At 42.7% G+C, this 23,687-nt stretch carries 23 protein-coding genes; 12 read left to right on the forward strand and 11 right to left on the reverse strand.

What is annotated here, in order from left to right; translation table 11 throughout:
- Nucleotides 1-13 precede the first annotated feature (13 nt).
- The 3 genes from ACFS5N_RS18575 to ACFS5N_RS18585 all read left to right on the forward strand — a co-directional run bounded on the left by ACFS5N_RS18575 (nucleotide 14) and on the right by ACFS5N_RS18585 (nucleotide 2,927).
- Complete coding sequence (locus ACFS5N_RS18575) at nucleotides 14-1,039, forward strand: hypothetical protein (protein ID WP_377189285.1); 1,026 nt, start codon at nucleotides 14-16, stop codon at nucleotides 1,037-1,039.
- Between the two features lie 2 nt (nucleotides 1,040-1,041).
- On the forward strand, nucleotides 1,042-1,716 hold the full coding sequence (locus ACFS5N_RS18580; protein WP_377189288.1) for a LytR/AlgR family response regulator transcription factor: 675 nt from the start codon (nucleotides 1,042-1,044) through the stop codon (nucleotides 1,714-1,716).
- A 143-nt stretch (nucleotides 1,717-1,859) separates the two neighbouring features.
- A complete protein-coding gene (locus tag ACFS5N_RS18585; protein WP_377189291.1) occupies nucleotides 1,860-2,927 on the forward strand; it encodes a branched-chain amino acid aminotransferase in 1,068 nt (355 codons plus the stop codon).
- A gap of 143 nt (nucleotides 2,928-3,070) precedes the next feature.
- Here the strand turns inward: ACFS5N_RS18585 and ACFS5N_RS18590 are convergent, their stop codons facing one another.
- Nucleotides 3,071-3,355, reverse strand: a complete 285-nt coding sequence (locus tag ACFS5N_RS18590) for an ATP-dependent Clp protease adaptor ClpS (RefSeq protein ID WP_377189892.1) — start codon at nucleotides 3,353-3,355, stop codon at nucleotides 3,071-3,073.
- A gap of 81 nt (nucleotides 3,356-3,436) precedes the next feature.
- Here ACFS5N_RS18590 and ACFS5N_RS18595 point away from each other — a divergent pair, with 81 nt between their 5' ends.
- Entirely contained in the window at nucleotides 3,437-4,285 is an 849-nt protein-coding gene (locus ACFS5N_RS18595; protein ID WP_377189294.1) for a hypothetical protein, read from the forward strand.
- 130 nt (nucleotides 4,286-4,415) lie between these two features.
- On the opposite strand, the gene dcd is transcribed toward ACFS5N_RS18595, so the two are convergent.
- Nucleotides 4,416-4,952, reverse strand: a complete 537-nt coding sequence (gene dcd / locus ACFS5N_RS18600; RefSeq protein WP_377189895.1) for a dCTP deaminase — start codon at nucleotides 4,950-4,952, stop codon at nucleotides 4,416-4,418.
- Between the two features lie 75 nt (nucleotides 4,953-5,027).
- Between dcd and ACFS5N_RS18605 the strand changes: the two genes are divergently transcribed.
- The 4 genes from ACFS5N_RS18605 to ACFS5N_RS18620 all read left to right on the forward strand — a co-directional run bounded on the left by ACFS5N_RS18605 (nucleotide 5,028) and on the right by ACFS5N_RS18620 (nucleotide 7,468).
- The gene (locus ACFS5N_RS18605) at nucleotides 5,028-5,666 is read left to right on the forward strand and encodes a 4'-phosphopantetheinyl transferase family protein (RefSeq protein ID WP_377189297.1); all 639 of its coding nucleotides are present in this window, start codon (nucleotides 5,028-5,030) and stop codon (nucleotides 5,664-5,666) included.
- A gap of 4 nt (nucleotides 5,667-5,670) precedes the next feature.
- Nucleotides 5,671-6,402 carry a lipoyl(octanoyl) transferase LipB gene (lipB, locus tag ACFS5N_RS18610; protein WP_377189300.1) on the forward strand — a complete coding sequence of 244 codons (732 nt, stop codon included), beginning with the start codon at nucleotides 5,671-5,673 and terminating at the stop codon, nucleotides 6,400-6,402.
- A 203-nt stretch (nucleotides 6,403-6,605) separates the two neighbouring features.
- Nucleotides 6,606-7,013 (forward strand): type II RES/Xre toxin-antitoxin system antitoxin, encoded by a 408-nt coding sequence (parS, locus tag ACFS5N_RS18615; RefSeq protein WP_377189303.1) that lies wholly within the window; start codon nucleotides 6,606-6,608, stop codon nucleotides 7,011-7,013.
- Nucleotides 7,010-7,468 (forward strand): RES family NAD+ phosphorylase, encoded by a 459-nt coding sequence (locus ACFS5N_RS18620; protein WP_377189306.1) that lies wholly within the window; start codon nucleotides 7,010-7,012, stop codon nucleotides 7,466-7,468. Before parS ends, ACFS5N_RS18620 begins: the two co-directional genes overlap by 4 nt.
- A 3-nt stretch (nucleotides 7,469-7,471) precedes the next feature.
- On the opposite strand, the gene ACFS5N_RS18625 is transcribed toward ACFS5N_RS18620, so the two are convergent.
- Both ACFS5N_RS18625 and ACFS5N_RS18630 read right to left on the reverse strand, forming a co-directional pair.
- Nucleotides 7,472-8,899, reverse strand: a complete 1,428-nt coding sequence (locus ACFS5N_RS18625; protein ID WP_377189309.1) for an L-serine ammonia-lyase — start codon at nucleotides 8,897-8,899, stop codon at nucleotides 7,472-7,474.
- A gap of 58 nt (nucleotides 8,900-8,957) precedes the next feature.
- Nucleotides 8,958-9,749 (reverse strand): mechanosensitive ion channel family protein, encoded by a 792-nt coding sequence (locus ACFS5N_RS18630; RefSeq protein WP_377189312.1) that lies wholly within the window; start codon nucleotides 9,747-9,749, stop codon nucleotides 8,958-8,960.
- Nucleotides 9,750-10,263: 514 nt separating this feature from the next.
- Here ACFS5N_RS18630 and ACFS5N_RS18635 point away from each other — a divergent pair.
- Both ACFS5N_RS18635 and ACFS5N_RS18640 read left to right on the forward strand, forming a co-directional pair.
- Entirely contained in the window at nucleotides 10,264-10,704 is a 441-nt protein-coding gene (locus ACFS5N_RS18635; RefSeq protein WP_377189315.1) for a hypothetical protein, read from the forward strand.
- Entirely contained in the window at nucleotides 10,701-12,197 is a 1,497-nt protein-coding gene (locus ACFS5N_RS18640; protein ID WP_377189318.1) for a leucine-rich repeat domain-containing protein, read from the forward strand. The genes ACFS5N_RS18635 and ACFS5N_RS18640 overlap by 4 nt, the downstream gene beginning before the upstream one ends.
- A gap of 60 nt (nucleotides 12,198-12,257) precedes the next feature.
- Here ACFS5N_RS18640 and groL read toward each other — a convergent pair whose 3' ends face one another.
- The 7 genes from groL to ACFS5N_RS18675 all read right to left on the reverse strand — a co-directional run bounded on the left by groL (nucleotide 12,258) and on the right by ACFS5N_RS18675 (nucleotide 19,808).
- Entirely contained in the window at nucleotides 12,258-13,889 is a 1,632-nt protein-coding gene (gene groL, locus ACFS5N_RS18645) for a chaperonin GroEL (protein WP_377189321.1), read from the reverse strand.
- A 96-nt stretch (nucleotides 13,890-13,985) separates the two neighbouring features.
- The gene (locus tag ACFS5N_RS18650) at nucleotides 13,986-14,279 is read right to left on the reverse strand and encodes a co-chaperone GroES (protein ID WP_377189324.1); all 294 of its coding nucleotides are present in this window, start codon (nucleotides 14,277-14,279) and stop codon (nucleotides 13,986-13,988) included.
- Between the two features lie 235 nt (nucleotides 14,280-14,514).
- The gene (gene secG, locus ACFS5N_RS18655; RefSeq protein WP_377189327.1) at nucleotides 14,515-14,859 is read right to left on the reverse strand and encodes a preprotein translocase subunit SecG; all 345 of its coding nucleotides are present in this window, start codon (nucleotides 14,857-14,859) and stop codon (nucleotides 14,515-14,517) included.
- A 9-nt stretch (nucleotides 14,860-14,868) separates the two neighbouring features.
- Nucleotides 14,869-16,455 carry a hypothetical protein gene (locus tag ACFS5N_RS18660; protein ID WP_377189330.1) on the reverse strand — a complete coding sequence of 529 codons (1,587 nt, stop codon included), beginning with the start codon at nucleotides 16,453-16,455 and terminating at the stop codon, nucleotides 14,869-14,871.
- Nucleotides 16,456-16,475: 20 nt separating this feature from the next.
- The gene (locus ACFS5N_RS18665; RefSeq protein WP_377189333.1) at nucleotides 16,476-17,003 is read right to left on the reverse strand and encodes an LptE family protein; all 528 of its coding nucleotides are present in this window, start codon (nucleotides 17,001-17,003) and stop codon (nucleotides 16,476-16,478) included.
- Between the two features lie 6 nt (nucleotides 17,004-17,009).
- Complete coding sequence (locus ACFS5N_RS18670) at nucleotides 17,010-18,236, reverse strand: sigma-54 interaction domain-containing protein (protein ID WP_377189336.1); 1,227 nt, start codon at nucleotides 18,234-18,236, stop codon at nucleotides 17,010-17,012.
- A gap of 81 nt (nucleotides 18,237-18,317) precedes the next feature.
- The gene (locus ACFS5N_RS18675) at nucleotides 18,318-19,808 is read right to left on the reverse strand and encodes a MiaB/RimO family radical SAM methylthiotransferase (protein WP_377189339.1); all 1,491 of its coding nucleotides are present in this window, start codon (nucleotides 19,806-19,808) and stop codon (nucleotides 18,318-18,320) included.
- Nucleotides 19,809-19,983: 175 nt separating this feature from the next.
- Here ACFS5N_RS18675 and ACFS5N_RS18680 point away from each other — a divergent pair, with 175 nt between their 5' ends.
- Together ACFS5N_RS18680 and ACFS5N_RS18685 are read left to right on the forward strand one after the other, a co-directional pair.
- The gene (locus tag ACFS5N_RS18680) at nucleotides 19,984-21,843 is read left to right on the forward strand and encodes a hypothetical protein (protein ID WP_377189342.1); all 1,860 of its coding nucleotides are present in this window, start codon (nucleotides 19,984-19,986) and stop codon (nucleotides 21,841-21,843) included.
- Nucleotides 21,843-23,681 (forward strand): hypothetical protein, encoded by a 1,839-nt coding sequence (locus ACFS5N_RS18685; RefSeq protein ID WP_377189345.1) that lies wholly within the window; start codon nucleotides 21,843-21,845, stop codon nucleotides 23,679-23,681. The genes ACFS5N_RS18680 and ACFS5N_RS18685 overlap by 1 nt, the downstream gene beginning before the upstream one ends.
- Nucleotides 23,682-23,687 lie beyond the last annotated feature (6 nt).

Genomic DNA, 23,687 nt, shown 5'->3' on the forward strand with positions numbered 1-23,687 from the left:
ATCTCAACGGTAAATGAAAAAGCTTTCCATCCTTTTAATTCTTGTCAGCATTAGTTTTAACCTGTTTGCACAGTTTAAACTTAGCGGCAAAATTCAGCATTATACCGGCAATGCCGAGCTAAAGATCAATATACCTGTGGTATATGGTTTTGACGAGGCAAACTCTATTAAAATACCGGTAAAAAAGGACGGCTCTTTTTCTATTGATCTTCCGGTCAAAAATCAAAAGTTTGCAGATCTTATTTTTCAGCAAACGTTTCATTTGATATTATTAGATGCCGGTAAAAGTCTGAAAGTTGAATTAAGCGAAACCGACAAAAGCTTCGCGCTCAAAAACGGGACGGCCCTGGCCGAAAATAGTTTGCTGCAAAAAGTAAACATAGAGGAATATCCCTTCTTTTTGAAAGATGATTATCCTTACGGAAAACAAAGCCCGGCCGAGCTGAATAACAACTTGATAAAACCATATTACGCTGCGCGCGACAGGAAGATAACGCTGGTCAATCAGTCGCCCATCAGCCCAAAAACTGAAAAACTAATCATCGGCGAAATTAAAAGCGCCGTGTACAATAATCTTTATGAACTGGTTTTATTCGGTGGCCCCGATCAGCAAAAAATGATTAACCTGGTTATAAGCGCCTTCGATCAAGCCGACCCTAATCCTACTATCATGCCGGCAGGGCCGCAATATTACCTGTTTGCGCATTGCTATTTATGGTACAAACAAACCAGGGCATCCATAAAAGTTAAATCGCAAAATATTAAACCCGGCCAGTTGATGCCTGATTATAACATCACTGTGGCAGAGTTTAATGCACTTAGCGGCAAATACGGGCAACTATACATTAACTGGCTTACTGCTTCCAGGTTTTTGCCCAATGCGGTTGTTGAGCAATTGGGTTACAAAATTATTAACAGCGCCGTTAAAGGTGGTAATAAAGACTTGATTAATGAATTAGTAAAGAGCTATAAACGCAAATTCCCTAACAGCCAGCGCCTTGCTGCTATTAACAAACAGCTAGCCGGCATAAAAAAATAAAAATGCTCACCGCCATAGCCATTGATGACGAACCACTTGCGCTGGAAGTTGTGCGATCGCACGCCGGGAAGGTACCGTACATTGATTTGCTGGCTTGCTTTACCAATGCTTTTGAGGCAATAATCTATTTACAAAAACAACCGGTCGATCTGCTGTTTCTGGATATTAAAATGCCCGATATCAGCGGTATAGAATTACTGAATAGCCTGGGCAAAAAACCTTTGGTAATTTTTACCACGGCTTACTCTGAGCACGCTGTTGAAAGTTTTGAACTGGATGCTATGGATTACCTGCTGAAACCATTCTCATTTGCCCGCTTTTTGAAAGCTTGTAACAAAGCTAACGAGATCATAAACCTTCGCGGCGCTGCCAATAAAAAGGATTACCTGTTTCTGAAAACCGGGTACGATCAGGTACGCGTAAACTTTAATGACATTTGCTACCTTGAAGCTACAGGCAATTACGTGAACTTTGTTTTGAAGGATAAATCACATCTGTCGCGCATGACCATTACTGAGGTTGAGCACCTGCTGCCTATTGATAAATTTGTACGCACTCACCGTTCATTTATAGCAGCTATTGATAAAATAGACAAGATTGAGCGCCACCAGATTACGGTTAACGGCGCCATTTTGCCCGTAGGCAGTACTTATTATCTAAACCTCAATCTTACCTGATATTTCACTTCCTTTTAGCGCGTTTATGTCACCGCTATGCAATGAAATACAATGCATGCATAACAAATTTTATTTTCCTTTTGCTAAACACGCTGTAAATTAGGTAAATTGCACGTCCTGTAACTAAACAAATACGTAAAGCAATGACTGATACCCTGGACATCAAAATCACCAGAACTAACAAGTCGCGTTTAACAGAAACCGACTTCAACAACCTGGTTTTTGGACGCACATTTTCTGACCACATGCTGGTTGCTGACTACAGCGACGGCGAATGGAAAAATTTTCAAATTGTTCCTTATGGCGAAATTACGGTCAGCCCTGGTATTTCTGCTTTACACTATGGCCAATCGTTTTTTGAAGGCATAAAGGCTTACAAACATGCCGACGGCAAGGTTTCTATCTTCCGCCCGGATAAAAATGCGGCCCGTTTCAATAAATCGGCCGAACGTTTGTGCATGCCGACAATTCCTGAAGACGTTTTCCTGCAAAGCCTGGCTGCGATTGTAGATATTGACCGCGACTGGATACCGGGCGCACCTGGTCACTCATTATACATTCGCCCGTTCATGTTCGCTACCGACCAGTACCTGGGCGTGGCGCCATCAAAAACCTACAAATACATGGTTTTACTGTGCCCGGTTGGCCCTTACTTTACCAAACCGCTGCGTGTTAAAATCGAAACACACTATACCCGCTCTGCCGAAGGCGGTATGGGTTATGCAAAATCATCGGGTAACTACGGCGGTTCAATGTACCCGGCTAAAAAAGCTACCGAGGAAGGTTTTGACCAACTAATTTGGACTGATGCTAAGGAGCACAGATACATTGAAGAAATGGGCGCCGCTAACGCGATGTTCGTGATTGACGGTAAACTGGTAACTCCGCCTGCTTTGGATACCATCCTTGACGGTGTAACCCGCGATACCGTGATTCAACTGGCGCATGATTTTGGCGTACCGGTTGAGGTGCGTAAGGTTTCTGTAGATGAATTGATTGAAACCGCTAAAAACGGCAAGCTAACTGATGCCTTTGGTGCCGGTACTGCCGCAACTATCGCTCCTGTAGGTTCTATCTATGCCAATGGCGAAGAATATTTTTTACCTGCACCAGAGACCCGCGAATTCTCTCAAAAAGCCCTGAAAGCTTTGGATGCTATCCGTTATGGCAATGCGCCTGATACACATGGGTGGAATTATTTGGTTGACTAAAGATTAGTTATTAAAGATTAAAGATTGGTTTGATCTTCACCATTAAGGATAAAAGAAGGCTCCGTGATAATCACGGAGCCTTTTATATTTTAAAAGAGCTGCAAAACTCTAATCTTCAATCTTTAATAACCAATCTTTACCCCTTACTCTACACTCACCGTCAGGCCTTCTTGCTGTAATATTTTGCGGTAAACCTCCACCTCGGTAAATGAACCTTCCAGGATGGCGCATTTGCCTTCATTGTGCACTTTCCAGGCTATACGCTCGGCCTGGGCCTCAGAATAGTCCAGGTATTTCATCATGCAATCTATGACATGATCAAAAGTATTAAAGTCATCGTTCCATAAAATAAGGCGATGCATTTCTTTAAATCCCGCCAGCAACTCCTCGAGCGTAAAGGTCTGTTCTTGTGTTTCTGTAGTCGACATCATGAGCGGCCACAAAATTAACCAAAAACCGCAATAAATGCGCTAAAATGTTGTTTATGTTTTGTTTTACAACACCTATACATGAAAAGCATTTATTCCGTGGCGCTCGGTTTGGCGGTCGCGCTATCATTTTCAGAATCCGGCAGCTTTGCCCAAATCAACAGTTTAAAACCGGCTCCGGCTAATGTCAAGATAGATGGTATCGCGTCTGAATGGGGCGACTCTTTGAGTTTTACCAACCCCGAGACCGGCCTGCACTATACGCTGGCTAACGATAAAGAAAACCTGTATCTGGTTGTAAAAACCGGTGATCCGGCACAGCAACACGCCATCTTTACCGGCGGGCTTACCCTGGGCATTGATACCAAAGGGCATAAAAAAACATCATACTCCGTTTTATTCCCTTATCCGGAGGGAGAGCCTGCCCTTTCTTTCAGCCCTACTGATGAGGAAAAGAAACAAGAGGTTACCGAGCTTAAACTAAAACGCATACAGGCTGAAGGTTTTAAAGATGTTGAGGTGGATGTATTTACACAGGAAAACCTGTATGGTATAAGAGTGGCCGTAAATTACGACCAGCATGGTGACCTAATTTATGAGGAGCAGATCCCGCTAAAGATGTTTCATGCCGACATCAACCCCAAAACCGAGTGGGCCTTTAATATCAAACTAAACCGACCAGAACCAGCGGCTAAAAAACCGATTGATGGCGATGACAAAGATCAGGCAAGCAGCGGTCGCGGTGGCCGTGGCGGCGGTATGGGTGGTAGTCGCGGTGGAATGGGTGGCGGCGGAGGTATGGGTGGCGGCCGTCATGGTGGCGGGGGCGGTATGGGTGGTGGCCGCGGTAGTTTTGGCGCCAGCCCCGGTAGCCAGGGCTCAGGGCCGAAAGGTGTTGACTTCTGGGCTAAATATACTTTGGCAAACTAATTCAATTAGCCCTTATGTCATTTCGAGCGAAGCGAGAAATCTTAAACGAGCGGCTTAGCAAAATGTATAAGATTTCTCCCGTTGGTCGAAATGACATATAGGTACATTACAAGTATAAGTTAAGGACTTCTTAAAACTTGTTCTTCCACATCATGCTCTCAACCGGGCGGGTAGTTTTGTTATTGTATTTGGCGTTACCTTTGATGTTGTAAGTAGTTTCAATATCGCCCTCAACCACAAAATAAATTAGTTGACCGATAGGCATTCCAGGATAAATCCGAACAGGCTGTGCGCATGATATTTCCAATGTCCAGGTGTTTGAGAAACCAACGTCGCCTTTACCCGCAGTGGCGTGAATATCAATACCTAAACGGCCCGTGCTTGATTTTCCTTCTAAAAATGGCACATGCCTGTGTGTTTCGGTGTACTCAACAGTTACTCCGAGGTATAAAGTATTAGGTTGCAATACAAAGCCCTCCTTCGGGATCTCAAAATTTTCAATCTCGTTATGCACCTTGGCGTCAAGAACGCGGTTTTTATAGGTGGCAAGATATTTACCCAAATGTACGTCGTATGAGTTGGTACCCAGACACTCTCTTATAAATGGTTCAATAATGATATTACCTTTGTCAATTTCTTCAAGAATGCGCTTATCAGACAGTATCATAAATGAGGGAAGTATTTTGGGTAAAATTAGAATTATTTGCTCTATGTTTGTCATGCTTTTTTGCAATTTTAACACATGGCTATAGCTTACCGACAACGGGTTGACGATGATACAGAATTTGCGCTCTGGCAGATAGAGGAACAGGCCGAAGATCTGTATAATCAGTTGCAGCTCAACGATCAGGAAAAGGCTTTTGTCGAAAACATCAGCAACGGTAAGCGCCATCTGCACTGGTTGGGGACGCGTGTATTACTACGCACTATGCTGGATACGAACGAATATATTGACTGCAAGGTTGATGAGCATGGAAAACCCTACCTGGTATCGCTTCCCTACCATATTTCGCTAAGCCATTCATTTGATTATGCTGCGGTAATGATAAGCCGTAAAAGCCCGGTCGGTATTGACATTGAGCAGGTAAAAGAGAAAGTAGAACGTATTGCTCCGCGATTTTTGTCGGCAGCTGAATTGAAGTTTATCGATCCAAATAAAAAAATAGACCACCTGTATGCCTGCTGGTGCGCTAAAGAGGCTATTTATAAGTGCTACGGCCAAAAGGAGGTTTCTTTTATGGACGATATTGCGCTGAAGCCGTTTTCGTTTACGGGCGAGGGTCAGGCCAATGCCATTTTAACCAAGGGTGATATCAAAATTGATTACACCGTTGGATATTTGCAGTACGATGGCTATATGATTGGCTATGTGAAGGGATGATATCATGAAAAACACAAAGGTAACGGTACAGGATTGGGGGTTGATTGATTACAAGGAGGCCTGGGCTAAACAGGAAGAGTTGTTTAACGCTACCATAGCGCTCAAAATGGAAATCCGCAATCGCGAGTTGGCATTAGCTGCGGGCGACGAACAGCCAGAAGAGATCATTACACCCAACTATCTGGTTTTTTGCGAACACCCGCACGTGTATACGCTGGGCAACAGCGGCAAGCCCGAACATTTACTGTTGGACGAACAAGGTCTTGAAGAAAAACACGCTACTTATTACCATATCAATCGTGGTGGCGATATTACTTATCACGGGCCGGGGCAAATTGTGAGTTACCCTATCCTGGATCTGGATAATTTCTTTACCGATATTCACTTATACTTACGCACGCTTGAAGAAGCCGTAATACTCACTTTGGCTGATTATGGCATAATGGCATCTCGTTATCCGGGCTATACGGGCGTTTGGCTTGACCCCGATAATAATCGCGCCCGGAAGATCAGCGCGATGGGTGTACGCTGCAGCCGCTGGGTTACTATGCACGGGCTGGCGTTTAACGTCAATAATGATCTTTCTTATTTTCAAAACATCATCCCCTGTGGCATTGAAGATAAGGCTGTAACCTCTATGAAAGCCGAACTGGGTTATGAGGTTGACATCAAACAAGTACAGCAGAAGCTTCAGGAGCATATTGCTGCACTATTCGGGATGGAGTTATCAGCCTAAAATTTGTACATTTTATTAGTGTTGTATTTCGGCCTTAACAGAAAAAATCGCTTCGGGCGATTAATACACGGCGCGTAATCTACCTTTTCTCAGCGAAGTAAATTATAACACACGCTGATTCAAGAAACTTATTGGTAAAAAATTTGTTTATTTTTGACAAGTGTCGTAAATTTGATGACATTTGACGTAAAAAGAGGCAAACAATGAGCAAGTCAAAACCATATAAATTTGTTGACGACGACACTTTTGATTTAACCAATATGGTTAGAGAGGGCGTGTCTTACCCTTACTTTACCAAACTTTCAAACCAGATACATCTGGGTATGGAAGAGTGGTCGTCATACCTGCACCTTTCTGAACGCACTATACAGCGTTACAAAAAGGAGAATAAATCTTTTGATCCCTTATATTCTGAGCGCATATTACAAATTGAGTTGCTTTACAAAAAGGGCATTGCTGTTTTTGGCGTAGCCGAAAACTTTTACACCTGGATGGATACCATTAGCCTGCCTTTAGGCAATGTAAAACCAAAGCAGCTTTTAGATACCGCATTTGGCATTAACGCCATTTACGACGAACTGGGGCGTATTGAACACGGCATTTTTGCATGATTGTTTACAGACTGGCCAGGCAAACATTTATACACGATCTGTCTGGTTATGGAGCCGAAAAGACGGGCGGGCGCTGGAACAGTAAGGGTCGCCCGGTTTTATATACGGCAGCCTCACGTGCGCTGGCCATGGTTGAGGTTGCGGTGCACGTACCCCTGGGCATTATTCCGGTTAACTTTTTCATAGCTGCACTCGAAATTCCTGAAAAAAACATTCTGCAATTACTGCCCGGCGATTTACCAAACAATTGGAACAGCAATCCATTTACCAAGGGCACACAACTTATTGGTGATGATTTTTTGCGAAAAGCCGAACATTTGATCATGCAGGTACCGGCAGCTAGCGTACCCGGCGACTTTAACTACCTTGTCAATCCGCGACACCCTGATTTTGGCAAGGTCAAAATAAAAAGTATTGACCCGTTTGTATTTGACATTCGGCTATTTAAGCGGTAGCCGCTAACACTCGGGCAAACTCAACGGGATATTAATTGCCAGGCCCCCATCGGCAGTTTCTTTATATTTGGAGTTCATGTCCTGCGCGGTTTGCCACATCGTGATGACCACCGCGTCCAAACTTACTTTAGCTTTATCGGGGTTGGTTTGCAGGGCCAATTGTGATGCTGTGATGGCTTTGATGGCACCCATGGTATTACGCTCTATACACGGCACCTGCACCAGTCCGCCTATCGGGTCGCAGGTTAGGCCCAGGTGATGCTCCATCGCTATCTCCGCCGCCATTAAAACCTGTCGCTGCGAGCCGCCCAGGCATTCTGTAAGCGCCGCTGCAGCCATCGCCGACGACACGCCTATCTCGGCCTGGCACCCACCCATAGCGGCTGATATTGTTGCTCCTTTTTTGAAGATACAACCAATTTCAGAAGCCGTCATCAAAAACTGGATGATGCGTTTATCACTAAAGCCGTCGCAAAAAACAATAAAATATTGCAGCACTGCCGGGATAACCCCTGCAGCGCCATTAGTTGGTGCAGTTACCACACGGCCAAAAGAAGCGTTTTCTTCGTTTACAGCGAGCGCAAAACAACTAACCCAATCTAATATATTCTGAAAGCCATTGCCGGTTTTGCGAATAGCTTCTATCCACTCGTTGTAGTTACTATAGGTGTTATTGCCAATGAGTCGCTTGTTCAGATTGGCGGCGCGACGAGCTACGTTCAGTCCGCCGGGTAAAATTCCCTTTTCATGACTGCCACGATACATGCATTCAGCCATGGTATGATATATGTTCAATACCCCGGCTCGGGTATCCTGTTCGCTGCGCCAGGCCTGCTCATTCTCGGCAACAACTTCTGATACTTTCAGTCCGGTTTTAAGGCACCAATGCAACAAGTCGCCGGCTGTGTCAATCGGGAACGGTAGGTCGACTTCTGTTTTTTGTTGCCCCGCCCCTCCTTCCTGAACCACAAACCCGCCACCTATAGAGTAATAAGTTTCTGAAAGTGCTTTGCCTGTAGTTAGAAGTGCCTGGAAAGTAACCGCGTTGGGGTGGAAAGGTAAACTTTCGTTATATAAGAAGAGTAAATCGGCATCAATTGTAAAATTAATCTCCTGCTTGCCGCCAAGCGTCAGTTTATGGCTTTCGCGAATCTGATTGATTTTCGGAACAACGTTATCTACAGCAAAAGTTACGGGGTCATCGCCGCTTAGACCTAATATAACCGCAATGTCGGTACCATGACCGTGACCTGTTTTGGCAAGAGAGCCATATAGTAAAATTTTCACTTGGGTTACCAGCGGCAGCAGGCCCTGAGCTTCCAGAACCTGAACAAATTGCTGGGCGGCACGCCACGGGCCAAGCGTATGTGAGCTTGACGGGCCGATGCCAATTTTAAACATATCAAAAACAGAAAGTTGTTCGCGTTGCATTACGGCTAATATACGGCTAAAAGCGGCTATTATTACAGTAAAACCGGATATTTACGCATCATGTGCCCAATAGCCGTATGCCGCCGGCTTTCAGGTCTTTTATGATTTTTTCTTGCAGGGCAATTTTAACGGTTAGAAAATCAGCTGGATTTACCCAGATATTGACTGCATAACGAATACAATCCACCTCTAAACCAATGATACCTACGCGGATAGCCGGATTCTTGATCACGCCGGGGATGGCGTTTACCGCGTCTGTCATAATCTGCTTAGCTTGATCGACATCGACATAATAACCCAGTTTTACCTCAAAATCCAGACGACGCTTACCCTGCCGGGTATAGTTAACAATAACCTCGTTAAAAAGCTTACCATTGGGTATGATGATGGTTTTATTATCAGGCGACAGCAAAACGGTGTAAAATATCTGAATAGAGGTAACCTTTCCTTCCTGCCCTTGTGCCAGGATACTGTCGTCAAGTTCAAAAGGTTTTAATAGTAGGATTAACACCCCGCCGGCAAAGTTTTGAAAGGTGCCAGATAAAGCCAGACCTATAGCAACCGTAGCACCGCTTAAAATGGTAGTAAACTCGTTAATCGGGATACCAATGGTGATTAACACCAGTATCAGCAACAAAATATACAGCGATGTTATAGAAAGACTGATAAAGAAGGGCTGTAGCGACGAGTGCAGCTCGCGCTGGCTCATGCGACTGCGGATACGGGTTCCTAAAAACTTAATAAGCTTTAGGCCAATAAGCAATATAATGATTGCCCCTACCAACCTGACGCCGCTTACCAGCAGCCATTGGTAGGCATAATATGTAAAATCGTGAAATGCCTTTATCATAGCGGCACGAAGTTACAAATTTTTAACGTCCGTAGATAGATACGAAAAGCTCGAAGCCTTTGTAAAAGACCCAGTCAACGACTGTGGTACGTATTTGTGTGGTTTTTCCTTTAAGCGGTTTCATTTGGGTAGATGTATTCAATTGTTGTGCCTGTTTTTCTGTTTGTGAAATTAAGCACAAATTTAAGCATGAATGTTACCGTTTTATTATGAAATTAATCATTTGATTAACAAATGACGCTCCGTTTACCCCTAGATGACAATGAGTTATGTTTGGCAAAAAATGCAGGCTGTATGAAATAGCGTACAATGGCATTTGACGGTGTTTTGTTTCACGCGGATGTGAAACAGATGAAACAAAATGAAACAGCATTTTTTGTAAACAACTAATAAATAGCACCTTACCAAACACAAGTGAAACAGGATGAAACAAGAAAAAATACTTTTAGGTCATTTTCTTGTTTCATCAACCAAACCTTATGTTTGTTAAGAAAGCATTTTTATAAATTAGTATATGCCTAAATCGGTAATCAGTTTTTTGTTGGCTATACTATCATTGAATGCATTAGCGCAGTTTAAAAACTGGGAATACGGCTCAAAATATACTGCAAATTACATGCTGGCATCAAGCGAGATGAATCGGAAATATTTTGAAGAAGAGGGACATCCTTTTGCGCTTGTAAAAAATGCGGTCGAACTTCAAAAACTGATCGACGAAAAGCTTGCTCCTAAAATATTTGCTGTAAATCTGCAGCTAAACAATGACGATGATTTAACAAAATCAGTAATCCTACTCAAACAGTTCAACAAACTGGAATACCTAAACCTTACGTTAACGATACCGGGGCCATTTAAACTACCACAAGCCATTGCAGAATTACAACAATTACAGGGAGTGGAATTTAACACGGAGACCATTGATATGAATGATGCACTAAAAAGCTCATCGCATTGAAAAACTTGCATGTTATCTCATTCTCCAAATATAAAGCCGAGCTACCACCCTCAATAACCAGACTGGCGCATATAGATAGCATCAAACTTAGCACCACAAACATTGGCAATAATAACCTAAGTGGGGTTCAGTGGAAAAAGGCACATATCACCGGCGATCCGGCGGCGTGGAAAGATTCGACAGGTATTCATAAACAAACCGAAGAAAAAGCTTTACTGAGTCTGGTATCTGTCAAAACATTAAGGACAGTTTACTTTGATGATATAAAACTTAATGATCCGTCAATAATAAAACGATTCACACAGATAGAAGATTTGAGAGGGCTCTTTGAAGGCGACGACGACCCGGAAGCGTTTTTGATAGCGTTGAGCAGCCTAAACAATGTGCATACATTATATCTCAATTTATTTTATGACCGCTCCATCAGCCTGAACTGGATAGCAAATATGCCGCAGTTACAAGATGTTTTTATTGGGGGTATGGATCATCCTTTTAAAAGTTTTGAAGCGTTAGGCCAGCTTACCAATTTAAAATCGCTCACCCTACATCAATTTGCGCTTGGCGCTATGCCAGATATTTTTGGAAAACTTAATCATCTAAAAAACTTACAGCTTACTTTAAATGGCATTACAAAGGTACCTGCGGGCCTGTTTAATTTGCCCGCGCTTGAAAACCTTGATCTCACTGAAAATAGCTTAACTTATTTACCTCCGCTTTTAAGCTACGGTTGTACCGGGTTAAAACATGTTAATTTGATGATGAACCAATTAACCTCATTACCCGCGGCTTTTAGTGGTCTGCAAAATCTGGAAACCCTTAATTGCTCGAACAATAAAATTGAAACCATCCCCGGCGGTTGGGCTTATTTAACACATCTTAAAGAGGTGAACTTTGCGATCAATCACCTAACAGAATTTCCGGAGGGATTGCAAAATAATCACTCGGTTGAACGCATAACGCTTTTTTTTAACAAAATTCAGACCGTTCCTGATATTGATGGCGATGGCTATAAATTGCGTTACCTGGGTATAACCGGCAACCGCAATATGTTTGCTTTGCCTGAGCATATTGGCGCCTACACACAATTGGATACTTTAGAAGCTCAGTATCTTAATTTAAATGAGCTGCCCGAATCATTAGGCGATTGTAAGCAACTAAAAATGCTGTTATTAAGCAGAAGCATTACAAAGAAAACAACGCTGCCTTCCGGCTTAAAAGATACCAGGAACCTGGAAATACTGGAGCTTAATGATAATCCCCTGTTAGATCACCGTAGTATTTTCGATGTCATCCTGTCTCAGCCAAGATCAAATTTTAGAATAAATTTGTCTAATTGCGATATCAGGCAGTTACCTTCTGCCAGCAAATGGCTCAGCATACCTTTTGTTTCTATGAACTTGCGTGACAACCCCATCAGTGAATTACCGCAGGAACTAATAAACAGCAAGGTAAAAGGCGCTATAGATACTAATAGCACGAATATTCATCCATAAAAAAACCCCGCTTGCATTGCAAACGGGGTTTCTATATTCATCAGCTCCGGAAGCTTGATATTACATCATGCCACCCATGCCACCGCCACCCATTGGCGGAGCCGCAGGAGCATCTTCAGGATCGTCGGCTAATACGCACTCAGTTGTTAATAACATTGAGGCGATAGAAGCAGCGTTCTCTAAAGCTACACGGCTTACTTTAGTTGGGTCAATTACACCTGCGCCAATTAAGTTTTCAAACTTGTCGGTACGGGCATTGTAACCAAAGTCGGCTGTGCCTTCTTTTACTTTTTGTACTACGATAGAACCTTCAATACCTGCGTTTTCGCAGATCTGACGTAATGGTTCTTCAATAGCACGACGGATGATCTGAATACCGGTATTTTCGTCATCGTTGTCACCTTTCAAATCTGCCAAAGCAGCTACGGCACGAATGAAGGCTACACCACCACCTGCTACGATACCTTCTTCAACAGCGGCACGGGTAGCGTGTAAAGCGTCGTCAACACGGTCTTTTTTCTCTTTCATCTCAACTTCTGATGCTGCACCAACATATAATACAGCTACACCGCCAGACAATTTAGCTAAACGCTCTTGCAGTTTTTCCTTATCATAGTCAGAAGTAGTTGCTTTGATACCAGCCTGAATCTCAGCTACACGAGCTTTGATCATATCTGATTTACCAGCACCATTGATGATGGTGGTGTTATCTTTATCAATTGAGATTTTTTCTGCCTGGCCCAGGTCGCTCAATTCAGCCGACTCTAATTTGATACCTTTTTCTTCAGAAATTACAGTACCGCCAGTCAGGATAGCGATATCCTCCAGGATAGCTTTTCTGCGATCGCCAAAGCCAGGTGCCTTAACAGCAGCTACTTTCAGTGAACCGCGGATTTTGTTAACTACCAAAGTAGACAGCGCTTCTCCGTCCAAATCTTCAGCAATAATTAATAATGGCTTGCCAGTTTGAACTTGTTTTTCAAGGATTGGCAATAACTCTTTCATTGAAGAGATTTTTTTGTCGTAGATCAAAATGTAAGGGTTTTCCAACTCAGCTTCCATTTTGTCTGTATTGGTTACAAAGTAAGCCGACAGGTAACCACGGTCAAACTGCATACCTTCAACAGTTTTAACTTCGGTTTCAGTACCTTTTGCTTCTTCAACAGTAATCACACCGCCGGTACCAACTTTTTGCATCGCATCAGCAATCATTTCGCCAATAACGTCGTCGTTGTTAGCTGAAATTGAAGCTACTTGTTTTACTTTGCTAAAGTCATCGCCTACATCTTGTTTTTGAGTTTTTAAGTTCTCAACTACAGTTTTAACTGCTTTGTCGATACCGCGTTTCAAATCCATTGGGTTTGCGCCGGCGGCAACGTTTTTAATACCTGCAGTAACAATAGCTTGCGCTAAAACAGTTGCTGTTGTAGTACCGTCACCTGCAATATCAGCAGTTTTTGAAGCTACTTCTTTAACCATTTGCGCACCCATGTTTTCAATAGGGTCTTTCAATTCAATTTCTTTAGCTACGGTAACACCGTCTTTAGTAACTGCCGGCGAACCGAATTTTTTATCGATGATAACGTGGCGGCCTTTTGGACCTAAGGTTACTTTAACCGCGTTAGCTAAAGTGTCAACACCTCTTTTCAGGGCGTCTCTTGCTTCGACATTATATTTTACTTGCTTTGACATGCTTTTGATTAATTTTTTGATTTGGTAATTTATCGAATCACTGACCAAGCGATAAGCCACATTCGTGCATTCGCTTAATCATACATTCACTAATTATTATAACACAATATAAATATCAGATTCTCTCATTATCAGGTAATCTTTACCTTCAATAGTTACTTCCTGACCGGCAAATTTTCCGTAAAGAACCTTGTCGCCGGCTTTCACTGTCAGCGGGATCAAGTTACCGGTAGAGTCGGCATATCTGCCCGGACCTACAGCTACTACTGTACCATGTTGCGGTTTTTCCTGAGCGGTTTCCGGAATATAGATACCAGAAGCGGTTTTAGTCTCGGCAGGAGCAGCTTCCACTACTACCCTGTCTCCGATAGGTTTAATGTTTAATGACATAACTAATATTATTTATTTTATGATTTATAAGTTTGTTTGTGCTTACCCTCGCATCATCAATTATGCCAATTGAATAATTGACACTACTTACTGTTGTATTGTCAGATTTATGTAACCACGAAGTTTTTATGGCTGTTTAAATTACAGGTGCAATGTCATGATGACAGTGCGCAACTAAACAAAAAAAGCTTTGAAGTTTTTACCTCAAAGCCTTTATATATGCATATTTTCTAGCTTATTTTTTAGCAGGTAACTGCAATGGAGCAGTCTGACCGGCAGGAGCTGTTGTAGTTGGCGCAGCTTTCAAAGATTTGTCAATCTGATCTTTATATTGCGAGCCCGGAGATGTTGAGGCGCCGCCTTTGCTAACCACATTAATTGCCAAAGCCAATACCATCAAAGTAATAGCTAAAACCCAGGTGCCTTTTTCTAAAAAATCGCCGGTTTTTTGAACGCCCATTAATTGAGATGAGCTCGAAAAATTTGATGTCAAGCCACCGCCCTTTGGGTTTTGGATAAGTACGATCAGCCCTAAAAGCACACACACTATCACAACAATAATCGATAATACTAAATACATTTCTTTATATTAATTTATTTTATTTTCTAATTGCTCAATTTGGCCTGCAAAGTAAAGGCTTTTTTCCGGATATTTCAACATCAATTTTTTATACGTGATGATAGCTTTGTGATAAAGCATCTGCTCGGTATAAATGCGTGCTAACGTTTCAGTTACAAGCTCTTCTTTATCTTCTGAACTGCGCTTGGCTTTATTCTCATTGTCAAGCTTAATTTCAGCCGGATGTTTGATATGCGGTTCTTCCTGAATAAAGCGTTCAATGATCTTATCTTCTTTACGATTTGATTGCGCATTTGTTAACAGCGGCGCAGTTTTGTCGTAATCAGTTAGCGATGTATTAGCGACAATACTTTGATAATACTGTTGCTGCAATTCATCAACTACAGGCTTTTGCGGTTTATTTTCAGCAGCAGGCTGTGTACTTTGCTTAGCTGAATGATGGGTATAAGGCTGATAAATGTATGCGTGCTCTTTACGGGTTTTGTCAAGCCACCACATAAAGGTATAAGGCATTTTTTCATCATTATACTTTGATACATCGTCCTTAAAATAAGGGTCAGGATACGCTACATCGGGCGGAGGCGCTTGCTGATAAGTTGCAGCTGCCGCCTGTTGCTCAGTAGTTTCGGCATATTTTTCAGGCTCTGGCGCATTTTGTTGATTTGAATCGCCGCTGATAGCAGGTTCAAAAACAAAATAGTTTTCATCAGCGGTAGCCTCCTGCGCTGATTTATTCAAAATAGCCAGTTGCTCCAGGCCGATATCTTCAATGCTTACAATCTCATCATAAACCTCGTCATCAATAGGTTGATGGAAATATCTAACCTCTTCATAAGATGAAACCGGCTCTGTGGGAGTGATATCTGTTTTGGCCATGTACGCTTCATACTCTCTGGCCAGGTTGTTTTTTTGTTCTTCGTGAAACGAGGCCGCGGGTTCAGGCTCTGGCGCTGACAAGGGTTGTTCAATAACAGGCTGCAGCTCAGTTTCCTGATGAAAGGCCATTGGCGTTGCCTCAGCCACAGGCTCAGGCTCCGGAGTTATGGACGGTACTTCAAGGCTATCAACTGCATCTGCAGGCTCGCCTTCATCAATATAAGCCGGAATATTTTCGCGTGTGGAGTCAACAATCGCCTCGGGTTCAAAGGTTGGTACCGGCGGTGGCAGGTGATCATCAGTGAAATCGGCGGCTTTTTCAACAGGTTCGGCGTCATCATCATTTAACACCTGAACGTAAGCTGCTTCAGCATCGGGTACAGGCGGCACAAAAGGCTCCGCTTGCGGGATAGCGTAGTTAACATCGGTTAATACCCCGGTGCCTGCTTCGTTAAATATGATCTGCTCGTTGGATACTTTTGCCAGACTGTCAGGAGCGGTGGCCAGCTTATGCAGTAAACCCGGATTAAAATAAGCTGCAGCGTGTTTTACATGACGCTTGTCGCCATTAGGCATCAACAAGGCGCGTAAGGCACCGCTTTGCGGGAAGTCTGAAACTAACGACTGTAAGCTGAAGATATACGAGTGATTATTATCGGCCGGATTAGCCAAAAGCTTCCATAAAAAATCGTATTCTGCGGTATTTCCTTGTCCGTTCACGGGATGAAGCTATAAAATACTTACCAATTATTAAAGGCCTTGTTAAAAATATCGTCGATCAATTGGGTAGTAACCGTCTTAATCAGCTTTTGTTCTTGTGTGCTGATATCGCCCTGAAAATTGACATTTTTTGCAAAGGTCTGTTCAAAATTCAGCTTCTTGTCTGCATCATATACAAACTTAACCTTAACGGTAATGGTCAGCACCGAGGCATTAGCAAGAGGCGGTGCATTTGGGTTAGTAGCCTGTACAGAAACCGGGGCATATGAGTAACCAATGATAGACCCCGTCATTCGGGCATCGGCTTCTCCATTTACGATATTAAGGCGTGTGGTGGTGCGAATACGATCTTTAAGCGCCTCGGTAAAAGTCTGGCTTAAATTGGCTACTACAATAGGCGCGTTGTTTTCAAAGAAACCAACGTTAATGGTATGCATAGCCTCAGGCACGGCCGAACCTGATAAACCATAGTGGATTGAACACCCCGGCGACACAAACAACACTGTAGCCAGCATTAGCCCCAAATAGATACTTAATGATCTTTTCATCAACCCTTATAAATTTAATTCTTTTATTTTTCTGTATAAAGTACGCTCTGATATGCCCAACTCATTTGCGGCCAGTTTACGCTTGCCTTTATGCTTTTTCAAGGCTTTGCGTATCAAATCAGATTCTTTTTCAATCAGCGATAACGACTCTTCTACTTCCTCCGCATCATGAGTGATATTAAAGCTGTTGGTGTTATTAACGGGTTGTTGAATGGTAAATTGCTGGTCAGGGCCATCAGGCATCTCAATATCACGATAAAGCTGATTAATAGCCTTGGAATTATTGGCAAAATTTGGTGTCACACCGCCATGTTCAATAATGTCGGCCACCAATTTTTTCAGCTCTACCATATCACGTTTCATATCAAATAAAACCTTGTATAATATGTCACGCTCACTAAAATCTTCTTTCGGCTGATTATCAAGACGCATCGGCAGGTTTTTGCCGTTGGCCTCCTGCGGTATATAGCTTAAAAGTGTTTGGGCGCTGATAGTATGGTCGCGCTCCAGAACGGCCAGTTGCTCGGCCATATTTTTCAACTGGCGCACGTTACCCGGCCATGAGTAATTAATTAAGACCTGTTGTGCTTCTTCATCAAGTTGTATTGGTGGCGTACGGTATTTATCTGTAAAGTCTGATGTGAATTTCCTGAACAGCAGATAAATATCCTCCTTCCTGTCGCGCAAAGGTGGTATACGCAACGGAACCGTGTTTAAACGATAGTACAGATCTTCCCGAAACTTGCCATTTTTTACTGCTTCGTAAACATCAACGTTAGTTGCTGCTATTACGCGCACATTGGTTTTTTCAACCTTTGAAGACCCTACTTTAATGTACTGCCCAGATTCCAGCACGCGCAACAAACGTGCCTGCGTGCCCAGCGGCATTTCGGCAATCTCATCTAAAAAGATGGTACCGCCATTTACTGTTTCAAAATAACCTTTACGCTCGCCAACGGCACCGGTATAAGCCCCTTTTTCGTGGCCAAAAAGCTCTGAATCGATAGTACCTTCAGGTATGGCGCCGCAGTTAACCGCTATAAACGGCCCATGCTTACGCGGGCTCATTTGATGAATAATGTGCGAGAAAACCTCTTTACCGCTACCACTTTCCCCGGTTATTAAAACGGATATATCGGTAGGCGCTACCTGGTTTGCAATATTTATAGCCCGGTTAAGCAACGGTGAGTTGCCGATGATACCAAAGCGTTGTTTTATTTCTTGTATTTCCATAAGGTTGGTGAGTGGTTGATTTGGTTAGATTAGGTGAAATGGTTTTCTGCTTATAACTACTCACTTAATCAACCGATAAACTTAATCAACTATAGTTCCCATTAAAGTTGCTGTAGTACAGCGTTCCGCCATAACATTTACGTACATACCCGGTTTAAAACGATCATCTTTCGGGAAAACCATCATTGCATTTTGATCGGTGCGGCCGCAATAATCGTCTTTTGATTTTTTTGACAGTCCTTCAATCAATACTTTTTGAACTTTACCCAGTTGCTGTTGTAAACGCAGGTGCGACATTTTTTGCTGTAAGGCGACGATTTCGGTTAAACGCGCAGCTTTCACCTCTTCCGGAATGTCATCAGCATAGCGTTTGGCTGCCAAAGTTCCGGGACGCTCGGAGTACATAAACATATAGGCAAAATCATATTGTACATATTCCATCATGCTTACGGTTTCTTTATGTTCCTCATCAGTCTCCGTGCAGAAGCCGGTGATCACATCGGTCGAGATAGCACAGCCAGGTAAAATACGCCGGATGGCATCCACCCGGTCAATATACCACTCGCGTGTATAGGTACGGTTCATCAGGTCAAGTATTCGGCTGTTACCAGATTGCACCGGCAAATGAATATACTTACAGATATTATCGTGCCTGGCCATGGTATACAGTACTTCATCAGTAATATCCTTTGGATGCGATGTCGAGAAACGCACACGCAGATCAGGGTGTATCAGTGCAACCATTTCCAGAAGGCCGGCGAAGTTTACAGCCCCCTCTAAATCTCCCCCGGTTGGGGAGACTTGTTCGTTGGCCTCTTCAAAGCCCTCCCCCCCGGGGAGGGTTGGGTGGGGCTGTTTCGCCCACTTATAACTATCTACATTCTGGCCTAACAAAGTTACCTCGCGGTAGCCATTGTTGAACAGATCCTGACACTCCTGTACAATTGAATACGGATCGCGGCTACGCTCACGGCCACGGGTAAATGGCACCACGCAGAATGAGCACATGTTGTCGCAGCCCCGCATAATGGATACAAAGGCATTAATGCCATTGGTATTTAAACGAACCGGGTTAATATCGGCATATGTCTCTTCGCGCGATAACAACACATTCACCGCCTTTTGGCCACTGTCAACCTGGTCTATCAGATTTGGCAGGTCGCGGTAGGCATCGGGACCAACAACAACATCAACCAGTTTTTCTTCTTCTAAAAATTTTGCTTTTAAGCGCTCGGCCATGCAGCCCAGCACCCCAACCACCATTCCCGGGTTTTTACCTTTAGCCACCTTAAATTCTTTCAGGCGGTTACGTACCCGGGTTTCGGCGTTTTCACGGATTGAGCAGGTATTGATGAAAACCACATCGGCATCGTTAAAGTCGCCGGTAGTTTTAAAACCCTGCTCTGACAAAATGGATGCAACTATTTCACTATCAGAAAAATTCATGGCGCAGCCATAACTCTCAATGTAAAGTTTACGCCCGTTATTTTTCCCTTCAATTGGGTCTAACACCAAAGCTTCACCTTGCCTGCTCTCATCATGCGTCTTGTCCTGACTAATCAAATCCATCATTATTTATAAAATTGAGCAGCAAAAATACATAAATTTTGAATACCGTGTGACAGATTGGCAGAATTATGAAATTAAATAAACACTTCGCTGGTATGTAATATTCTTATAGAGATTAAATGAAATGTACACAAAAACAACATTGAGCTGTTAAAGCAATTCATCTATCTGCCTTGAAATGACACAACATAACCGAAAATATACCATCCGCATATGGCCCATCGTGATATTGGTGTTCATATTTGCATTGGGCGGCACCGGCTGGTATCTCTATAAACGCTTTATAGCGGGCGACAAGTGGAAGCCCCTGCTGCAAGCCAAACTGAAAGAACTGGTTTTAAGATCCAGTGATAGTTTATATCATATCGAGTACTCCAACTTCGACCTGAATTTAACCTCAGGCAACGCCACACTCTCCGACTTTAAACTGGTGCCGGATACGGGAGTATATCAGAAATTAGTAGCAGCGCATAAAGCTCCTGACAACATCTTTAACCTGAGTGTAAAAAAACTTACCATTAAAAACGTAGGCGCTAAAAAAGCTTATCAGGACAAGATCTTAAATATCGACGACATTGAGATCGATAAACCCAACCTTACTATTATCAACAAACGATACAATTTTAATGATACGGTTAAGGTAGGTAAGCCTAAAACCCCTTACCAGATTATTGAAAAAGTGTTTAAGCAGTTAAAGATCGATTCTATATCGCTCAAAGACATCAGCCTCAATTACATTAACAAAAACGAGGCGGTAATGAAACAAACCATGTTGAAGCATCTGGATATTAATATCTCCAAAATACAGATCGACTCGGCAGCTGCACTTGATACTTCGCGCTTTTATTACACCAGAGGTGTCGACGTTACTTTACATGATTATAAGATTGCAACACCCGACAGCATGTATCGCGCCGAGCTAAAGCAAATCTACTTTTCGACCGCTAAACGTGAGATAATTTTGGACCGGGTAAACTTTACACCCCGTTATAATCACACCGAATTTTATAAAGTGTTAGGTACGTCGGCAGATATTTTCACACTAAAATTTAAAAAGATAGCTATTACCGATATAGATCTGCAACGTTTTTTGCGCGATCAGAAACTCTATGCAGGCAGTATGGATATCGATAAAGCTAATGTTGAAATTTTTAGCAACAGCAATTACAAAGGCAAAAAAACCAGTAAGATTGGTAAAGACCCGCACCAGGCATTGCAACGGGTGGCATTGGATATGAAACTGAACAGGTTGAATTTAACTCATAGCAACATTATCTATTCAGAACTTGACGCCACTACCCAACAAACCGGCGTTATTACTTTTAACAATACCACCGGGCATTTCTTCAACGTAACTAACGATCCAGATGCTAAAAGACGTAATCCATTCATGATAGCCGGTATAAATACCCGTTTCATGAACGCAGGGCCGCTGCAGGTGAATTTTAAATTTAATTTGAATGCTAAAGATGGCGCCTTTAATTATTCAGGCACACTGGGTAAGTTCGATGGGAGAATATTGGATAAATTGGTTAAACCGCTGGCTATGGTGCACGTTAAAAGCGCCGATGTTGAGCGCCTTAACTTTAACGTAAACGCCAACAACTATGGTGGTAAGGGTCACCTGGAGTTTTATTATAAAAATCTGAATGTTGAACTGTTAAAAAAAGTAGATGGTCAGAAAAAATTGCAGACGCAGGGGTTTATATCCAAAATAGCTAATGCGCTGATTATTGAAAACGACAACCCGGATACAAAAGGCAATTTTCGCCTCGGACCTATCAATTTGAAACGTGAACCAACAACCTCTTTTTTCAGCTTTTTATATAAGGGTTTGCTTGACGGCCTGAAGCCAAGTGTAGGTTTTACAAAGAAAACTGAAGGTACGGTAAACAAAGTAGTAACTAAAGTGAGTAGTTTAATAGATAAATTCAATAAATTTAAAGCAGACAGAAAACAAAGGAAACTGGAAAGGCAAGCACGACGCCAGGCTAAGCGAGACTCTGTTGCTAATCTTAAAAATAACAAGAACCGCTAATGGCGTTAAAATTTTTGAAGCATAAATGGCACAAAACTACGCTGATTGGCACAGGTGTGTTTGTAGTGCTGCTGTTTATTGCGGCCTTTGTTATAAATAGTTATTGGTCGCCGGTATTGTCGTCAAAAGTCAAGGACGCTGTTATAAAGGCTACAGACAGTTTATATTCGGTCGACTTCTCAGATGCCGACCTTCATGTGCTGGAGGGCCGGGTGCTATTTTACAATGTTACCCTCAAAATAGATACGCCGGTTTACAATCGTCTAAAGGCACGCGGATTAGCGCCCAATAACTTGTTTAGTGTGCACGTTAAGCGATTAATCTTATCGCACATTCATCCCTTTAAACTATATTTTAATCACGTAGTTGACATCGACCGGATTTCGCTCACGTCTCCGGATGTACAGTTAAGTTATCAATTAAATCATACCAAAGACACTGTTAACAAAGACCACCGTACCATTTGGCAAAAAATCAGCAAATCAATAAAATACATTCATGTTGGCGATATTTTATTAAACGATATCAAGTTCAAATACAAAAACTACTCGGGTAACAAACTTGCAGTTTCTGAATTGAAAGAAATGAACCTCCAGGCTAATGATCTGCTTATAGACTCGGCCACTCAAACGGACAAAAGCCGGCTGATGTATTGTAAAAATATCATTGCCGACCTAAACGATTACAAAGGCACCACTGCCGACGGCTTGTATAAATTCAAAATCAAACAGCTTAAATTATCAACGCAGATATCGCAATTGATGGTACACGGGGCAACATTTGAGCCGGTTAACCCGCTTACTTTTTTTGGAAAAACGCTCCAGGATCGCTTTGCTTTTGGCATCGATTCATTGTGGCTCAATAACTTCGACTACCTTAATTACCATAAGTACCGCATTATCAATGCATCCAGCCTGGTGGTTAAGGGCTGTGATTTTTCATTGTTTAATAACCCAGGCAAACCCAAAACTTTTAAAGATAAGATCAACAGCTTCCCCAACGTTGCTATTTATCAGGTTAATGCCCGGGTTAAGATTGACACCATACGTTTGAAGCATGTCAACGTTACCTACTCAGAGCACAATAAAAAATCTAACATGGATGGCAGCATCTATTTCAATAACACATCAGGCACCATCTTGAATGCTACCAATAACAAAGAAGCATTACAGAAAAACAACCTGATGCGTATTTCGCTGAACAGCTATTTCATGAATCGTGGTAACTTCTCTACGACATTTGTTTTAAACCTTACAGACCCTGATGCCGCTTACAGTTATACTGCTCATATGGGCCCGATGGACCTGTCGGTTGTAAACACAGCGCTTATGCCATTTGCCCAGGTTAAGATTACCAATGGCACGCTTAAAAGCCTTGATTTTAAATTTGATGCAAACAGGCGTCGCTCAAAAGGTACTGTTACTGTACTATACAATAACCTGAAGGTAAAACTGTTAAAGACAGACACTGTGCACTCAACATTGCGAGGCAAAATGGTGGCATCGCTATTTGCCAATATATTCATCCTGAAGCACGATAACCCCGATGCACCCGGGCTAATTCCACGTTCATTCCATATCGATATGAAACGCCAGCCCAACTTCTCGTTTTTCAAAGCTATATGGCAGAGTTTACTACAAGGTTTAAAGCCGTCGGTGGGTTACGATAAAAAAACTCAAAAGGCCACCAGTGAGCGCATGGCCCAGAGTGAACTGAAAAAGAAAAATCGCCAGACAAAAAAAGAGCAGCGGCAGGCACGTCGCGCAGAGCGTAAACTAAAACGAAAGCTGAAAAAGGAAAGGAAAGAAGCTGAGAAAGCGGCGGAGGCTAAGCAATAAACATAT

Origin of the sequence: Mucilaginibacter ximonensis, assembly GCF_042686265.1 — a bacterium.
In the GTDB taxonomy this organism is placed as follows: Bacteria; Bacteroidota; Bacteroidia; order Sphingobacteriales; family Sphingobacteriaceae; genus Mucilaginibacter; species Mucilaginibacter ximonensis.

What these genes read in the sequence shown, in the direction of transcription:
- groL (WP_377189321.1), bottom strand. Translation starts at nt 13,889, where the DNA reads ATGTCAAAGCAAGTAAAATATAATGTCGAAGCAAGAGACGCCCTGAAA.
- ACFS5N_RS18605 (WP_377189297.1), top strand. Translation starts at nt 5,028, where the DNA reads ATGGCTATAGCTTACCGACAACGGGTTGACGATGATACAGAATTTGCG.
- parS (WP_377189303.1), top strand. Translation starts at nt 6,606, where the DNA reads ATGAGCAAGTCAAAACCATATAAATTTGTTGACGACGACACTTTTGAT.
- ACFS5N_RS18630 (WP_377189312.1), bottom strand. Translation starts at nt 9,749, where the DNA reads ATGATAAAGGCATTTCACGATTTTACATATTATGCCTACCAATGGCTG.
- ACFS5N_RS18585 (WP_377189291.1), top strand. Translation starts at nt 1,860, where the DNA reads ATGACTGATACCCTGGACATCAAAATCACCAGAACTAACAAGTCGCGT.
- ACFS5N_RS18575 (WP_377189285.1), top strand. Translation starts at nt 14, where the DNA reads ATGAAAAAGCTTTCCATCCTTTTAATTCTTGTCAGCATTAGTTTTAAC.
- lipB (WP_377189300.1), top strand. Translation starts at nt 5,671, where the DNA reads ATGAAAAACACAAAGGTAACGGTACAGGATTGGGGGTTGATTGATTAC.
- ACFS5N_RS18590 (WP_377189892.1), bottom strand. Translation starts at nt 3,355, where the DNA reads ATGTCGACTACAGAAACACAAGAACAGACCTTTACGCTCGAGGAGTTG.
- ACFS5N_RS18685 (WP_377189345.1), top strand. Translation starts at nt 21,843, where the DNA reads ATGGCGTTAAAATTTTTGAAGCATAAATGGCACAAAACTACGCTGATT.
- ACFS5N_RS18650 (WP_377189324.1), bottom strand. Translation starts at nt 14,279, where the DNA reads ATGTCATTAAACATTAAACCTATCGGAGACAGGGTAGTAGTGGAAGCT.
- ACFS5N_RS18675 (WP_377189339.1), bottom strand. Translation starts at nt 19,808, where the DNA reads ATGATGGATTTGATTAGTCAGGACAAGACGCATGATGAGAGCAGGCAA.
- ACFS5N_RS18680 (WP_377189342.1), top strand. Translation starts at nt 19,984, where the DNA reads ATGACACAACATAACCGAAAATATACCATCCGCATATGGCCCATCGTG.
- ACFS5N_RS18620 (WP_377189306.1), top strand. Translation starts at nt 7,010, where the DNA reads ATGATTGTTTACAGACTGGCCAGGCAAACATTTATACACGATCTGTCT.
- ACFS5N_RS18595 (WP_377189294.1), top strand. Translation starts at nt 3,437, where the DNA reads ATGAAAAGCATTTATTCCGTGGCGCTCGGTTTGGCGGTCGCGCTATCA.
- ACFS5N_RS18580 (WP_377189288.1), top strand. Translation starts at nt 1,042, where the DNA reads ATGCTCACCGCCATAGCCATTGATGACGAACCACTTGCGCTGGAAGTT.
- ACFS5N_RS18665 (WP_377189333.1), bottom strand. Translation starts at nt 17,003, where the DNA reads ATGAAAAGATCATTAAGTATCTATTTGGGGCTAATGCTGGCTACAGTG.
- dcd (WP_377189895.1), bottom strand. Translation starts at nt 4,952, where the DNA reads ATGATACTGTCTGATAAGCGCATTCTTGAAGAAATTGACAAAGGTAAT.
- ACFS5N_RS18625 (WP_377189309.1), bottom strand. Translation starts at nt 8,899, where the DNA reads ATGCAACGCGAACAACTTTCTGTTTTTGATATGTTTAAAATTGGCATC.
- ACFS5N_RS18670 (WP_377189336.1), bottom strand. Translation starts at nt 18,236, where the DNA reads ATGGAAATACAAGAAATAAAACAACGCTTTGGTATCATCGGCAACTCA.
- ACFS5N_RS18635 (WP_377189315.1), top strand. Translation starts at nt 10,264, where the DNA reads ATGCCTAAATCGGTAATCAGTTTTTTGTTGGCTATACTATCATTGAAT.
- secG (WP_377189327.1), bottom strand. Translation starts at nt 14,859, where the DNA reads ATGTATTTAGTATTATCGATTATTGTTGTGATAGTGTGTGTGCTTTTA.